The sequence below is a fragment of the Halorientalis brevis genome, from assembly GCF_023077655.1.
Genome location: NZ_JALLGV010000003.1, coordinates 1 through 13,984, shown reverse-complemented (window position 1 = coordinate 13,984; position 13,984 = coordinate 1). Strand labels below are relative to the sequence as shown.

Sequence of the window (13,984 nt, the reverse complement as noted above, 5' to 3'; positions counted from 1 at the left end):
GGAGCGCGGTTCACCGCCGGAACGAGGCTTCGCCTCGTGGAGGCGGCTTTTTTGGTCCAGATTTTTTGATCGGGGTTGAGCGAGCGTGAGCGAGCGAGGCCCCGGTGAAAAAAGGTGGATTCTTACTATCGGCTGTGCTAGCCGGGGGTGAGATGGACGCCCCCCTCTGGACGACCGAGCACGCGCCGGACATCGACGACCTCCCGCAGCCAGAGGTCCGCGAGTCGCTGTGGGGGGCCGTCGAAGAACCCATGAACCTCGTCGTCCACGGGCCGAAGGGCAGCGGGAAGACCGCCGCCGTCCGGGCGCTCGCCCGGGAGGCCCACTCGGACCCGGACAACGACCTGGTCGAGATCAACGTCTCCGACTTCTTCGGGATGACCAAGAAGGAACTGAGCGAGGACCCGCGCTTCGAGTCCTTTATCACGCCCAAGCGCCGGCGCAACTCCTCGAAGGCGGACCTCATCAATCACGTGCTCAAGGAGTCGGCCAGTTACGCGCCGGTGTCGGGCGAGTACAAGACGGTCCTGCTGGACAACGCCGAAGGCATCCGCGAGGACTTCCAGCAGGCGCTCCGTCGCGTGATGGAGCAGTACTACGAGACCACGCAGTTCGTCATCGCGACGCGCCAGCCCTCGGCGCTCATCCCGCCGATCCGCTCGCGGTGTTTCCCCGTGCCGATGCGCGCTCCCACGCACGAGGAGACGGTCGCGGTCCTGCGCGACGTCGTCGAGGCAGAAGACGCAGACCACGACGACGAGGGCCTGGAGTTCGTCGCCGGCTACGCTGACGGCGACCTCCGGAAGGCGCTCCTCGGCGCCCAGACGACCTACGAGCAGGAGGGCGAGATCACGATGGAGACCGCCTACGCAGCGCTCGGCGAGGTGGGCATCGATCACCGCATCGAGGAGATGCTGGACGACGCCGAGGCCGGCGAGTTCACCGACGCCCGCAAAACGCTCGACGACCTGCTCGTCGAAGAGGGGTTCAGCGGCGAGGAGATCCTCTCGGACGTGCTCCGGGTCGCCGGGTCGCGGTACGACGCCGACCAGATGGCTCGGCTCCACCGCCTGGCCGGCGAGATCGACGTGGACCTGAAGGAAGGGACGAGCGACCGCATTCACGTCAGTCACCTGTTGGCGAACCTCGAGGGCGGCGACCTCGCTCGTCAGTAAACGTCGGCGAACTCGAACCGCGCGCCGCCCTGGTCGGCGTCCGTGACGGTGACCGACCAGCCGTGTGACGTGGCGATCTCTTCGACCATCGCGAGTCCGAGCCCGGTCCCGTCGCTGGCCGTCGAGTGGCCGACCTCGAAGATTCCGTCGCGGTCGGCCGCGGGGATGCCGTCCCCGTCGTCGGCGACGTAGAAGCCGTCACCGCCGTCGAGCAGGCCGACGCGAACGGTGACGGCGGCGTCGCCGTGTTCCACGCTGTTCCGGAAGAGGTTCTCCAGCAACTGAACGAGGCGATCGGCGTCGGCGGTGAGCGACTCGTCGGTCTCGACGACGAGCGTGGCCGCGTCGCTCCCGACGCTCTTCCAGGCTCGCCGGGCGACCGATTCGAGCGAGAGCGGTTCCAGATCGGGTGCCGACTGCTCCTGGCGAGCCATGTCCAGGACGTCGTCGATGAGGCGGTTCATCCGGTGGAGACTCCGTTCGGCCGATTCGAGGTGCGGTTCGGCGTCCTCCCGTTCGCGAGCGGCTTCGAGTCGGGAGAGCGCGACCTGCAGCGGATTGCGCAGGTCGTGGGAAACGAGGCTCGCGAACTGATCGAGGCGTTCGTTCTTGGCTTCGAGTTCCCGTTCGCGCCGTTTGAGGTCCGTGATGTCGTTGATGATGCCGACGTACTTGCGAACGGTCCCGTCCGGGTCACGGACTGGATAGCCGTCGGCTTCCACCCAGCGGAGGTCGCCGTCCGGTCGCTGGACGCGGTACTCCACGTGGTAGCTGTCTGCTTCGTGGTCGGGATCGTGGACGGTCGCAATCCACTCGCGGACGTCCGCGCGGTCGTCCGGGTGGACGAACTCGACGTACGACGCCGGATCGTCACCGAACTCTTCGGCGGACCGGCCGACCAGTTCCTCGAATCCCGGACTGAGATACAGGAGTTGCTCGCCCGCCGCGTCAGTCATCCAGATGACTTCGTGGACGCTGTCGGCGATCTGCCGGAAGCGCTGTTCGCTCTCGGCGAGGTCGCGCTCGCGTTCGATGCGGTCGAGGGCCGTCCGGGCTGTGCCCGCAAGCAGCGCCACGAGTTTCTCGGTCCGATCGTCGAACGCACCGACCTCGCTCGACCCGACCACGAGCACGCCGTGCCCGCCGAGCGGCGCGAAGATCCCCGCCCGCATGTCCGTCTCGTGAGTCTGGATGTGGGGAGAGGTGTGGATGTCGTCGAAGTGCGTGAGCGTGCCAGTAGTGAACACGTGTCCGGTGAGGCTGCTGTCGTCGGACGGGACTGCGGGCAGCGACTCACGCATGAACCCCGTGTCGAGGGACTGCGCGGCGGGTTCGAGCGGACCACCGGGGTCGGGCTGGAGATACACGGCGACGCCGGACAGATCGAAGACCTCCGTGACCGTCTCGACGATGCGGTGGCTCACTTCGGTCTCGGTGACCGCGTCGAAGAGTTGCCGAGAGGCGGCGTGGAGCGACTGGAGCGTGCGCTCGAACCAGCGCCGCTCAGTGACGTCGCGCATGATGACGACGGCGTCGTCGTCGCCGTCGGTGTCGAGCGTGCTGACCTTGATCTCGGCGAATCGGTCGCCGCCGGCCGGCGTCCCGTAGGAGACCTCGATCGTCTCGACGTCCCCGCCGGCCAGTCGGCGGTCGACGGCGTCACCGATAGTCGCTGCCGTCGACGTCGAAAACGCCTCGAGCCGTTCGATCGATTCGTCCAAGACGGCGTCGTGGTCCGTCGCGAACTGCGCGCAGAACGCGTCGTTGACGTACTGCACCTTGTGGCCAGCCGAGAGGACGAGCGTCGGGTCGGGCGTCCCGTCGAACAGCGTCCGGAACCGCTCCCGCGAGCGTTCGAGCCGCCCCGAGAGCTGCTGGGAGAGGTGCCGACGTTCGATCAGGTTCTCCAGCCGTCGGGAAAGGACGGACTTCTCGACCGGGATCGAGACGATCTCGTCGATGACGTACAGCCCGTCGATGTCCGTCCAGGCCTCGGGATCGAGTTGCTCGCTGGGCGGGTCCCGACTGACGAGGACGACCGGCAGAAACACGGGGTGGAGCCGTTCCTTGTGGTCCTGGAGCCACTCGCGATGGCGGGCGAACGAGATCGCGTCGACGAGACAGAGATCGAACGGCTCGCCGTCGGCGTCGGTGCCGACCTGGACGTCGTAGGTGTCCGCGAGCCACTCGGTCAGCAACTCCCGGTTGCGCTCGTCGGCGACGAGCAACCGCACTCGCGGTACGGTCGGCTCGAAGGGGTGCGCCGATTCGTCTCGTCCGTTCATTCCACTCAATCGTCCTCGGTCGGCTCCGGCGTTCCCTGGAGAATGCCGCGGTGGCCGGTGATGGGGTCCCCCACGTGAACGCCGTCGTCAGTAATCTCGAACTCCCGGAGCGTATGCTCGAAGGAACTGACGCGCTTTTTCAAGACACCCGTCGTCTTCCGCAACTCTCCCTGGACCTCGAGATACTGGAGGAAGAGAATGTTGTCGGCGAGGTAGCTGATGCCGGCGTTGGTCACCTGGAAGTCGCCGGTAATCTCGTCGATCTCGTCGACCAGGATGACGGTGACGCCCATGTTCTTCAGGTACCGACACAGCGCGTGGAGTTTCCGGCGGAGCGCCGTCTCTTCGCCCTGGATCGAGAGGGTGTATCCTTTGACGCCGTCGATCATCACGACCTCGGTGTCGCGTTGTTCGACCTCTTCCCGGACCATCTTGGCGAACGCCTCGGGGGACTGGGTCAGCGGCTCGACCTCTTCGATTGCGAGTGACGCGGACTCGGTCATCTCGTTGATGGAAATGCCGATCGACTCGGTCCGATGGGTGAACGTCGACTCGCTCTCCTCGAACAGATAGATGACCGACCGCTCGTCGCGGGTCGCCGTCTGCTCGGCGAACAGCGAGCCGGTAGTCGTCTTCCCCACGCCGGTCGGGCCGCTAATGACGGTGACCGTCCCGCGCTCGATCCCACCGCCGAGAAGCGTGTCGAGGCCCGGGACGCCCGAGGAGATCTGCTCCGATTCGAACTCCTGTGAGTGAGCTTCCGGCACCAGTTCCGGGAACACTTCGAGCCCGTCGCCGTCGACGCGCAGGGAGTGAGTCCCTTTCTGACGGTCGGAGCCACGGAACTTCGGCACCGAGATCGTGCGCCGGCCGTCGTCGTTGTCGAGTTCGAGAATGCCGTCCGAGAGGAACTGGAGGTCGACGTCGGACGACGACGGCGTCTGCTGGGTCGTGTACAGCACCGTCGCGCCGCGTTCTTTGAGATAGCGCATGAACGCGAGCACCTGCTTGCGGAACTGATACTCGTCGGGCGCAAGATAGCGGAGTTGGGTCAGCGGATCGACGAACACCCGGTCGGGCTGGACGTCGTCGACGCGGTCGATGATCTCCTCGGTCACCGGCCTCTGCTCGACCTCGCTCGGCGAGAACATCTCGTAGGACTGGTCGGCCACGAAGAAGTCGGACTCCGGCGAGAGATCGAGCATCTCCACGTCTCCGAGGTCGAACCCGAGCGTCGCTGCGTTCTTTCGAACGTCATCCGATGACTCCTCGAGATTGATGAGCAGCGACGTCTCGTCGTCGCCGCCAGCAGTCAGAAAATGGAATCCCAGAATCGACTTTCCCGTCCCGGGAGCACCACGAACGAGATAGTTCCGTCCTTTGACAAACCCACCGCGAAGAACACCGTCGAGCCCCGGAACACCCGACGAAACGCGGTCGAGAGAATTGTCAATCATCTTCCGTACCGGTACGAAACGCGCGGTCTTGTATGTTCCCCCGTAGTTCCAGAATTTGAGATTATCTGCCAATATGAGGGGGTGGTTGCCGTCCGAGTGGCGTTACGGTGGACGAGTGAGCACCAGGACGTGCCTGGTGAGCGACCGATGGACGCGCCGCTCGAACCGGTCAGTGATCGTCCAGCCAGCGTCTCGCGCCGCCTCCGCCCAGGAGCGATCGGCCACGACGACCGCTCGCGGTGCCACGCGACGGGCTTCGGCGAGTGCGCCAGCCACCAGCGCGTCCAGGTCGCGATTGGCGATCTTCGACTGCCGGCCGTAGGGTGCGTCGAAGACGACCGCGTCGACGCCGTCGTCGGGGAGGGGGAGCGCCGTGGCGTCCCCCTGCATCGTGTCGAACGAGCCGGGGTCGGGAAGTCCCTCGTGGGGCTCCCCGCCGAGCAGGTGGGCGAGGTTCTCTCTGGCTCCGTGAGCCATCTTGGTCTGTGCGTCGACGCCGAGCACGTCGGCCCCGACCAGGCCAGCCTCCGCGAGCACCCCGCCGGTGCCGCACATCGGGTCCACGACCAGGCGGCCGGGACGGGCGCCCGCGACGTTGGCGAGCGCGCGCGCCAGCAGCGGGTCCATGCTCCCCGGTTGGAAGAACGGACGATCGGTCGGTTGGCGGGTCCCGAAGTCGCGGACGCTCTCGACGGCGAGCCAGCCCAGCGCGCACGTGCCCCCGTCGTCAGCGCGCGAGAACACCGCCTGTAACACGTGGTCGGGCTCGTCCAGATCCACGGCGAACCCGCGGTCGACGAGCACCTGGCCGAGTTCCCGCTCGACCGTCTGGGTGTCGATGCCAGTCAGGCCGCGGACGTCACGTGCGCGGACGGCGACCGATCCGGTGCGGTCGAAACTCGTCGCGTCGAGGAGCGCGCGTGCGCTCTCGACGTCCGGCTCCGTCTGCCCGAGGAGGTCGCTGGCGCGGTGCGTGTACGCCAGGCCGCGGACGCGCTCGGAGATGCCCCGTGCCGTGGCGAGACCTGGGGCGACGACGGAGACGTCCGTCGCTGCGCTCGCTGCCTCCCGCGCAGCGAACGCGTCGTCCTCACCAGCGAGTTCCAGGAGGTACACGCCCGCAGATGGCCGCCTGATCCGTATAACCCTCCCGGTCTCCCGCCCGAACGACCCCCCTGATAAACCCGGCCAACGCTGCCGGAAGCACCATACGATTTCCGACATATCAGTGAGAGGTATCAACCTTTATAAGCCTTAAATACGTGCTTTAAGTCGAGACATGGTTGACCCCAAGGAAACAATCAATATTGAGAACGTCGTCGCCTCGACGGGTATCGGTCAAGAACTCGATCTCCAGAGCGTGGCCATGGACCTCGAGGGGGCGGACTACGATCCCGAGCAGTTCCCAGGACTGGTGTACCGGACCCAGGAACCCAAGTCTGCGGCACTCATCTTCCGGTCGGGCAAGATCGTCTGTACGGGGGCAAAGAGCACGGACGACGTCCACGAGAGCCTGCGGATCGTCTTCGACAAGCTGCGCGATCTGAACATCCAGGTCGACGAGGACCCCGAGATCGTCGTCCAGAACATCGTCACCTCGGCCGACCTCGGTCGCAACCTCAACCTCAACGCCATCGCCATCGGGCTCGGCCTCGAGAACATCGAGTACGAACCCGAGCAGTTCCCGGGACTGGTGTACCGACTCGACGAACCCGACGTCGTCGCGCTCCTGTTCGGCTCCGGGAAGCTCGTCATCACGGGCGGCAAGCAGCCCGAGGACGCGAAAGAGGCCGTCGACAAGATCGTCTCGCGACTGGAAGAGCTGGGCCTGCTCGAAGGCTGACGCCCGCGCCCGAATCCAGTAACGCAGGCTACATACCGCGGCAGGACCAACCACCGGTATGTTTCCGTTGCAGGCCGACGTGACGGGTGGCGGCCCGCTGGCCATCGTGGTGACCTTCTTCATCGTCGCCGCCTTCTACGCGTTCACGCTTCATCTCGCCGCCGTCTTCTTCATCGGCGAGGTCAAGAGTCAGCGCGCGGCGTACGTCTCACCAGCGCCGACGATCGTCTCGCTGTTGCTCCAGCGCTACGGCGTCGATAGCGGCATCGTCTCGCCGGGCATCGGCGTCCTCGTCACCCTCGTCGCCACGTTCGTCGCCGACGCCATCGCCATCAGCTACGTCTACCGGCTCCGGTGGTCGTCGGCCGTCCCGCTAGCGGTTCTGCACTTCGCGTTCGCCGCCATCATGGGTATTGCCCTCAACGGTATTTTCGGGTTCGTCTAACGTCCAACCGCCCCCATACGTTTATCATCTGACAGACACAAGGGATGAAGAACCCGCGATGGTGTACCAGTGGCTGACGCTGGCCGGGACGCTGATCTCGCTGGCGCTCGCGCTCGTCGCCTGGCGAGCGCGGCCCAAACCCGGAGCCACGCCGCTGGTCGTGTTGATGGTCGCGATGGGACTCTGAAACCTCACACAGTTCCTCGCAACCGTCGCAACGAGGGTCTCGGCATCCCCGAGGACGAGCGCGACGACGTGTTCGAGACGGGGTACACCGACAGCGAGCACGGCGGCGCTCGCTTCGAGATCACTGGCGTGGACGTTCGCGAGACGACCCAGGAGCAGCTAATCGAAGGGTCGTCGCGAAAAAACGGAGTGTTCAGCGAGCGGTTCGACGGGGCGTGGAGCGTCCGTGCGCCCGTGGCGCACGGTTCACGCGACCGAATGGAACGAGGTCGCGCTTTTTTGGTCCAGATTTTTTACCGGGGGTTGAGCGCTCGCCGCAGGCGAGCGCGAGCCCTCCGGTAAAAAAGGTGGGTTTACATCATGCCGCCCATGCCGCCGCCCATGCCGCCCATGCCGCCGGGGGCGCCACCGGGGCCGCCTTCGTCCTCTTCACCCTCGGTGGAGAGGTCGCCGGCGGAGATGATGTCGTCGATCTTGAGCACGAGGTTCGCCGCCTCGGTGGCAGAGGAGACCGCCTGCTCTTTGGCGTGGGCCGGCTCGACGATGCCGGCGTCGAGGGTGTCTTCGACGTCGCCGGAGAAGACGTTCAGGCCGGCCTTCTCGTCGCCGTCGTCGTGGGCAGCACGCAGGTCGACGAGCGTGTCGATGGGGTCGAGCCCGGCGTTCTCCGCAAGGACGCGCGGAATGAGTTCGACGGCGTCGCCGAAGGCCTCGACGGCCAGCTGCTCGCGGCCCTCGACGGAGTCTGCGTAGTCGCGCAGGCGGCGTGCAAGTTCGACCTCGACGGCACCGCCGCCGGCGAGGACGCGACCGTCCGTGACGGTGGCTGCGACGACGTCGAGCGCGTCGTTGACGCCCCGTTCGAGTTCGTCGACGACGTGTTCGGTCGAGCCGCGAAGCAGGAGCGTCACGCCGTGGCTGTCGCCGCCCTCGACGTAGAACAGTTCGGCGTCCTCGTCGCGGGTGAGGTCGCCCGTGCCGAGGTCCTCGGCGGACGCGCTGTCGAGATCGGAGACGATGTTGGCCTCGACGACTTCCTTGAGGAACTGCATGTCGGACTTCTTGACGCGGCGCAGCGCGAGGACGCCCTCTTTGGCGAGGTAGTGCTGGGCCATGTCGTCGATGCCCTTCTGGCAGACGACGACGTCGGCGCCCGTCTCGACGATCTGGTCGACTTTCTCGCGGAGCTGCTGTTCTTCCTGCTCGATGAACTGCTGGAGCTGGTCCGGCGAGTCCACGGAGAGGGACGCGTCGGCTTCGGCCTCTTCGACCTCGACGGGCTGGTCGATCAGCAGGATGGAGGCGTCGTCGAGGTCCGTCGGCATGTCCTCGTGGACGGGGTCCTTGTCGATGACTGCGCCTTCGAGGAGCTCGGAGTCACCGGCGGAGCGGCCGGTCTGTGTCTCGATGTTGAGGAACTCCAGGTCCGTGACGTGGGAGCCGTCCTCGGCCTCGACGGTGACGGCCTCGACGGCGTCGTAGATGATCTGGCTGAGGTGCTCCTTGTTGAGCTCGGCGCCCTTGCCGGTCATGGAGGTCTCCGCGACTTTGCGGATGGTCTCCTCGTCGTCGGGCTCGACGGACTCGGCGATGTCGTCGATCTCTTCCTGTGCCTGCTTGCTCGCGAGGTCGAACCCGCGAATGATGGCCGTCGGGTGGATGTCCTGCTCGATGAGGTCCTCGGCCTGCTTGAGGAGTTCGCCTGCGACCGCGACGGCCGTCGTGGTCCCGTCGCCGGCCTCGTTCTCCTGGGTCTCGGCGACCTCGACGATCATCTCGGCCGTCGGGTTGTCGATGTCCATCTCCTGGAGGATCGTCACGCCGTCGTTCGTGACGGTGACCGATCCCATCGAGGAGACGAGCATCTTGTCCATCCCTTTCGGGCCGAGCGTCGAGCGTACCGACTCGGCGACTGCGCGGGCCGCAGCGATGTTGTGCTCCTGGGCGTTCTTGTCCTTCATCCGCTGGGCGTCGTCGCCCATGATGATCATCGGCTGACCTTGCATTCGCTGCTGCTGGCTCATAATCAAGCGAATGATTGAAAGTCCTTCTATATAAACCTATTGGAGCTGGTGTGAGCGACGGTCGCCCAGAGACGGTCCGGTCGAGCGGAGAACCAACGGATTGCGGCGCTGTGTCGACGCCGCGTTCGTCCCAGCCTCGGCTGTTGCGTCGCGGACAGCTTCACGACTGAGGCCAGTGTTTAAATACAAAGAATGGTGGTGCGTGACGACCGCGGGGCGGCGGCGAGCCGGCGTCTCAGTTCAGTCCGCGCTCGAAGTCGACGTTCTCGAACTCCGCCGGTCGCTCGCCGTCGGTCGCGTAGACGTACAGCGCGGTCTTGGCGATGGCACCCAGCGCGGAACTGAGCAAGAAGAACGCCAGCAGCGTGACCGCACCGATGGCGGCTGCGACGACGAAGCCGCCCGCACCACCGAGCGCGAAGAACACCGCGGCGGCGATGGCCAGGCCGACCAGCATGAACACCATCGAGACGAGGCCGACCCCGAAGTGGGCACCGGCGGTCTCTCCCCAGGTGTTCTTGAAGGTCTCACCGCTGCGCTTGAACATCTCCGTGACGCTGACGTCCTCGAAGACGATGACGGGGACGATGAAGTAGGTGACAATCGACCAGGCCGCGCTGAACAGCATCGCGACGACGTCGGCGACGATGTTGTCCTGCTGCTCGATGGCCCTGACGATCATCCCGACGATCGCCGAGATGACCGCCCACGCGAACAGCGGCCCCTTGTGCGTCCAGGCCTCGCTGAGACCCCCTTTGACAGACGGGTCTCGCCCCTGGAAGGCCTCACGTGCGCTGTACACCAGGCCGGCGTTGAAGAACGCCGCGATGAACGACGTCCCCAGGTACGACAGGAAGAGGACGACGATCCCCGTGGCGTCCGACTCGAACAAGCCGACGACGAACGAGCCACCGAACAGGAGTGCGATGTACAGCACCCCTGCGATTCCGCTGATCAGCGGGAACAACGCTAACTCGGGGTTCTTCCGGAGGACGCGGAAACTGTCCATCGACAGGTTCCACCCCGTTTTCAGGCGGGCAAAGATTCCCATACCGCAATTTTCACCGATCCATCATATACAAATTTTGGGTCGCCCGATAGCGAAGAACACCGGATATTGGCGGGTTTTCTCGTCGCTCCGGCTGGTGAACGGTGCGAGTGGATCACACTCGCCTCCTGAGCTTAAATGTCAGAGAAACGCCGGGACGGGGATTTGAACCCCGAATCCCGTAAGGGAACACGCTTTCCAGGCGTGCGCCTTACCGTTCGGCCATCCCGGCTCACGCGTATGTATCCGGGTTCGCCGTTTAAACCCTTCCCTTCGGCCTCGCCCGTTTCTGATAGGCGTAGGACAGCACCGCCGCGCCGACGACGACGGCCAGCGCCACGCCGAACTTCACGAGCCAGTCGACGCGTTCCATACTTAGCAGTTCGTACCCCTGGAGGAGCACGAGGAAGGACAGCCCGCCGATCAGCCCCCAGAGGAGGCTCGCCTTTCGGACCGGGTTCATCACTTCGTCGCGACCGCCTCGATCTCGATGCCGACGCCCTTGGGCAGGTTCGCCACTTCGACGGCACTTCGGGCCGGTGGGTCTTCGTCGAAGTACTCGGCGTAGGTGTCGTTCATCTCCTCGAAGTCGTCGATGTCTGCGAGGAAGACCGTGACCTTCAGCACGTCGTCGAGGGAGGAGCCGGCTTCGTCGAGGATGGCTGCGACGTTGTCCAGCGCCTGCTCGGTCTGCGTAGCGATGGGTTCGTCGTCGAGCAGGTCGCCGTCGGGCGTGAGCGGGATCTGCCCGGCAGTGAACACCATGTCGTCGGTCTCGGTCGCCTGGCTGTAGGCCCCGACCGCGGCGGGGGCGTCGTCGGTGCTGACGATACGTTTCATGTCCCCACGCGCGCCCGGCAGCGACTTAACTCCCGTGGCGTGCGCTGCTCACACCAGCACCTCGGTCTCGTACCCGTGGGCTTCCATCGCGTCGAGCAACTCTGCGACGTGCTCGTGGCCGCGGGTTTCGAGATCGAGTTCGACTTCGGCGTCGTTCATCGCGACGTTCCGTGACGTGCGGTCGTGCCGGATGGCGTAGATGTTCGCCCGCGACTCGCTGATGACCTGGGTGAGGTCTTCGAGCGCGCCGGGACGGTCCTTGAGGACGGTGCGGAGCCGGAGGTACCGGCCGGTCTCGATGAGTCCGCGCAGGATCACCGTCGTGAGGACGTTGAGGTCGATGTTCCCTCCGCTGAGCACCGGGACGATGGTCTCGCCGTCGTCGTATTCGAACTTCTCCTCCAAGATGGCCGCGAGCGGAACGGCGCCCGCACCTTCGACGAGGGTCTTCGAGCGTTCGAGCAGTTTCGTGACGGCGACGGCGATCTCCGAGTCGGACACGGTCACTACCTCGTCGACCCGGTCTTCGATGACCGAGAACGTCTTCTCGCCGGCGCGACGCGTCGCGATCCCGTCGGCGATCGTGTTGACGCCTTCGCGCTCGACGATCTCACCCTTTTGGAGCGACTGGGCGACGCTCGAGGCGCCCTCGGCCTGGACGCCGATGACCCGAGCGTCGGGCTTTTTGCCTTTGATGGCGGTCGCGACGCCGCTGATGAGCCCGCCCCCGCCGATGGCGACGACGACGGTGTCGACCGCCGGCAGGTCGTCGTGAATCTCTAACCCGATGGTGCCCTGGCCGGCCATGACCTGCCAGTCGTCGAACGCGTGGACGTAGGTGCGGTCCTCCTCGCGTTCGAGTTGGTGGGCGTACTCGGCGGCCTCGCTGTAATCGTCGCCGCGGAGGACGACCTCGGCCCCGTAGTTCCGGGTCGCCTTCACCTTCGAGACCGGTGCGCCTTCCGGCATGACGATCTTCGAGTCGGCGCCGATCCGCGTCGCGGCCAGCGCGACGCCCTGCGCGTGGTTCCCGGCGCTGGCCGTGACGACGCCGGCCTCGCGTTCCTGCTGGGAGAGGGTCGCGATGCGATTGGTCGCACCGCGGATCTTGAACGAGCCCGTCCGCTGGAACGTCTCCAGTTTCAGGTGCACGTCCGCACCGGACATCGCAGAGAAGGTATGTGAGTAATCGAGCGGCGTGTGTCGAGAGGTTTCCGCGACCCGGTCCTGTGCCGCCAGGACGTCGGCGAATTCGAGCATGAACTGACTTTCCACTCCTCGGAGATAGATGTTGGTGACCGACGCGGAGTGTCAAGCAACAAAAGGGAGCGTGTGACCGCATGCTGACTGGGACGCCGCTGGTACATAAATACCCGGGCGACGTCCGTCAGACAAAATCGCCAGAAGAAAGCCGTATATGACCTGCGTCAGACGGTAGACTGACGGACGTCACAGTATATAAATAGACAGTTGTTACGATGGTGTCACGTGAACGTCATGCGCGTCGACGTAGGCGCGGGCACGCTCCGCGAACGGACCAGTACCTGGCCACTCAACTGGCGCGTCCAGTGCCGCGGGATCGCCGACGTACACCGCGACGCTCTCCCGCGCCGCCTCGTCTGCGAGCGGGACGGTGACGCGGCTGTACAGCCCGCGGTCGACGCCCTCGTAGTGGTCGAGGGCGCGAATCTCGTCCGTCGACAGGAGCCGGCCCTCGACCTCGCCGCCCGGAGCGAGGGTCGGATAGGTGCCGTCGACACGGTGGAGCCCCGACAGAACGGCGTCACCGGCGTACTCGAACCTGTCGAGGACCGCGCTGGCTTTGTCCGGGTCGGTCAGCGTGCCGTAGACGAAGACGTTCATGCCCACGCGTACGCGACCGAGGGGTTTCAGCGGCGGGGTCAGAGTAGCGAACGCAGCGAGCGCGTCCGAACGCCGCACTGTTCGCGGAACTCGCAGGGCGAACACTTGGCGTCGCTGTCGACTCTGGCGGGCGGGCCGTCGATGGCGTCGGCGGTCCGGACCGCTTTCCGGTAGGCCGCCTTCCGCCGCGTGGTGAGCGGCACGTCCCGAACCACGCCGTAGGCCGGATACTCGGCGAAGGCCCGCTCGATCGGCGTCTCACGAGTCCAGGCGAGGGCTTTCGCCGCGGCGACCAGCCGGACGGACTGGGGTTCCCAGACGCCCTGTTCCGGGGGCTGGCCGGCGAACACCAGCGAGGGCGCGAGCGGGTCCTCGATGACCTTGTGGGCGACGCCGCGACACTCCCGGCCTTCGAGCGTCGTCTCGCGTTCGGGCGGGTCGACCAGTGCGTCCCAGCAGTCGAGGCGGGCCTTCGTCGCGCCGAGACGGGACCGGAACTGCGTGGGGGAGACCTCGATGGGGGCCGCGAGCAGGTCGGCGTCGCTGTCGAGCAGGCGTTCGTACTCGAAGGCGAGGCTGCGGCAGGCCGCGACCTCGTCGGGCACGTCCGGTGGGCCGGAGCGCCGACGGTAGTACAGCTTTCGCGGGCAGTACGCGGCCGTCTCGACGTCCCGGAAGGTGTGCATACCCGGCGCTGGTCCCGGATTGATACTTGAAGGTACGGACGGTGCGGAGCTGAGGCGGTCGCGGTTGCGGTCGCTGTGGCGGCGGCACACGCATCCGCCGCCAGAGGCGGCGGTTCACCGGTCGCGAGTGGC

14 protein-coding genes and 1 tRNA gene are annotated in these 13,984 nt (G+C 65.9%); 4 read left to right on the top strand and 11 right to left on the bottom strand.

Annotation, left to right across the window (positions count from 1 at the left end; translation table 11 throughout):
- The first annotated feature begins 152 nt into the window (after positions 1–152).
- Positions 153–1,175, top strand: coding sequence for an AAA family ATPase (locus MU553_RS05540; RefSeq protein ID WP_247376564.1), 1,023 nt, complete (start codon positions 153–155; stop codon positions 1,173–1,175).
- On the opposite strand, the gene MU553_RS05535 is transcribed toward MU553_RS05540, so the two are convergent.
- From MU553_RS05535 to MU553_RS05525, 3 genes are all read right to left on the bottom strand, one after another.
- The gene (locus MU553_RS05535) at positions 1,169–3,460 is read right to left on the bottom strand and encodes a PAS domain S-box protein (protein WP_247376562.1); all 2,292 of its coding nucleotides are present in this window, start codon (positions 3,458–3,460) and stop codon (positions 1,169–1,171) included. The two genes, MU553_RS05540 and MU553_RS05535, sit on opposite strands and share 7 nt — an antisense overlap.
- Before the next feature lie 5 nt (positions 3,461–3,465).
- Positions 3,466–4,917 (bottom strand): ATPase domain-containing protein, encoded by a 1,452-nt coding sequence (locus MU553_RS05530; protein ID WP_247376560.1) that lies wholly within the window; start codon positions 4,915–4,917, stop codon positions 3,466–3,468.
- A gap of 102 nt (positions 4,918–5,019) precedes the next feature.
- A complete protein-coding gene (locus MU553_RS05525) occupies positions 5,020–6,033 on the bottom strand; it encodes a methyltransferase domain-containing protein (RefSeq protein ID WP_247376558.1) in 1,014 nt (337 codons plus the stop codon).
- Between the two features lie 163 nt (positions 6,034–6,196).
- On the opposite strand from MU553_RS05525, the gene MU553_RS05520 reads away from it, so the two are divergent.
- The 3 genes from MU553_RS05520 to MU553_RS23545 are packed head-to-tail and all read left to right on the top strand — an operon-like array spanning position 6,197 to position 7,392.
- Positions 6,197–6,760 carry a TATA-box-binding protein gene (locus MU553_RS05520; protein ID WP_247376556.1) on the top strand — a complete coding sequence of 188 codons (564 nt, stop codon included), beginning with the start codon at positions 6,197–6,199 and terminating at the stop codon, positions 6,758–6,760.
- Between the two features lie 58 nt (positions 6,761–6,818).
- On the top strand, positions 6,819–7,205 hold the full coding sequence (locus tag MU553_RS05515) for a DUF7473 family protein (RefSeq protein ID WP_247376555.1): 387 nt from the start codon (positions 6,819–6,821) through the stop codon (positions 7,203–7,205).
- Between the two features lie 58 nt (positions 7,206–7,263).
- Positions 7,264–7,392: a hypothetical protein gene (locus tag MU553_RS23545; RefSeq protein ID WP_282594209.1), complete on the top strand. Its 129-nt coding sequence runs from the start codon at positions 7,264–7,266 to the stop codon at positions 7,390–7,392.
- Positions 7,393–7,744: 352 nt separating this feature from the next.
- Here MU553_RS23545 and thsB read toward each other — a convergent pair whose 3' ends face one another.
- The 8 genes from thsB to MU553_RS05475 form a co-directional block, all read right to left on the bottom strand.
- Complete coding sequence (gene thsB / locus MU553_RS05510; protein WP_247377553.1) at positions 7,745–9,397, bottom strand: thermosome subunit beta; 1,653 nt, start codon at positions 9,395–9,397, stop codon at positions 7,745–7,747.
- Between the two features lie 253 nt (positions 9,398–9,650).
- The gene (locus tag MU553_RS05505) at positions 9,651–10,466 is read right to left on the bottom strand and encodes a DUF6159 family protein (RefSeq protein WP_247376554.1); all 816 of its coding nucleotides are present in this window, start codon (positions 10,464–10,466) and stop codon (positions 9,651–9,653) included.
- A 147-nt stretch (positions 10,467–10,613) separates the two neighbouring features.
- A tRNA-Ser gene (locus MU553_RS05500) sits at positions 10,614–10,695 on the bottom strand.
- Between the two features lie 27 nt (positions 10,696–10,722).
- Positions 10,723–10,926 (bottom strand): DUF7981 family protein, encoded by a 204-nt coding sequence (locus MU553_RS05495; RefSeq protein ID WP_247376552.1) that lies wholly within the window; start codon positions 10,924–10,926, stop codon positions 10,723–10,725.
- Complete coding sequence (locus MU553_RS05490; RefSeq protein ID WP_247376551.1) at positions 10,926–11,303, bottom strand: RidA family protein; 378 nt, start codon at positions 11,301–11,303, stop codon at positions 10,926–10,928. The genes MU553_RS05495 and MU553_RS05490 overlap by 1 nt, the downstream gene beginning before the upstream one ends.
- A gap of 48 nt (positions 11,304–11,351) precedes the next feature.
- The gene (ilvA, locus tag MU553_RS05485; RefSeq protein WP_247376550.1) at positions 11,352–12,563 is read right to left on the bottom strand and encodes a threonine ammonia-lyase; all 1,212 of its coding nucleotides are present in this window, start codon (positions 12,561–12,563) and stop codon (positions 11,352–11,354) included.
- 213 nt (positions 12,564–12,776) lie between these two features.
- Positions 12,777–13,166, bottom strand: a complete 390-nt coding sequence (locus tag MU553_RS05480; protein WP_247376549.1) for a gamma-glutamylcyclotransferase family protein — start codon at positions 13,164–13,166, stop codon at positions 12,777–12,779.
- Positions 13,167–13,204: 38 nt separating this feature from the next.
- A complete protein-coding gene (locus MU553_RS05475; protein WP_247376548.1) occupies positions 13,205–13,852 on the bottom strand; it encodes a CRISPR-associated protein Cas4 in 648 nt (215 codons plus the stop codon).
- Positions 13,853–13,984: the final 132 nt, after the last annotated feature.

Excerpts from the sequence above, each read along its gene's own strand:
- MU553_RS05535 (WP_247376562.1), bottom strand. The coding sequence starts at position 3,460 with ATGAACGGACGAGACGAATCGGCGCACCCCTTCGAGCCGACCGTACCG.
- MU553_RS05520 (WP_247376556.1), top strand. The coding sequence starts at position 6,197 with ATGGTTGACCCCAAGGAAACAATCAATATTGAGAACGTCGTCGCCTCG.
- MU553_RS05480 (WP_247376549.1), bottom strand. The coding sequence starts at position 13,166 with ATGAACGTCTTCGTCTACGGCACGCTGACCGACCCGGACAAAGCCAGC.
- thsB (WP_247377553.1), bottom strand. The coding sequence starts at position 9,397 with ATGCAAGGTCAGCCGATGATCATCATGGGCGACGACGCCCAGCGGATG.
- MU553_RS05515 (WP_247376555.1), top strand. The coding sequence starts at position 6,819 with ATGTTTCCGTTGCAGGCCGACGTGACGGGTGGCGGCCCGCTGGCCATC.
- MU553_RS05530 (WP_247376560.1), bottom strand. The coding sequence starts at position 4,917 with ATGATTGACAATTCTCTCGACCGCGTTTCGTCGGGTGTTCCGGGGCTC.
- MU553_RS05540 (WP_247376564.1), top strand. The coding sequence starts at position 153 with ATGGACGCCCCCCTCTGGACGACCGAGCACGCGCCGGACATCGACGAC.
- MU553_RS05490 (WP_247376551.1), bottom strand. The coding sequence starts at position 11,303 with ATGAAACGTATCGTCAGCACCGACGACGCCCCCGCCGCGGTCGGGGCC.
- MU553_RS05475 (WP_247376548.1), bottom strand. The coding sequence starts at position 13,852 with ATGCACACCTTCCGGGACGTCGAGACGGCCGCGTACTGCCCGCGAAAG.
- ilvA (WP_247376550.1), bottom strand. The coding sequence starts at position 12,563 with ATGCTCGAATTCGCCGACGTCCTGGCGGCACAGGACCGGGTCGCGGAA.
- MU553_RS23545 (WP_282594209.1), top strand. The coding sequence starts at position 7,264 with ATGGTGTACCAGTGGCTGACGCTGGCCGGGACGCTGATCTCGCTGGCG.
- MU553_RS05505 (WP_247376554.1), bottom strand. The coding sequence starts at position 10,466 with ATGGGAATCTTTGCCCGCCTGAAAACGGGGTGGAACCTGTCGATGGAC.
- MU553_RS05495 (WP_247376552.1), bottom strand. The coding sequence starts at position 10,926 with ATGAACCCGGTCCGAAAGGCGAGCCTCCTCTGGGGGCTGATCGGCGGG.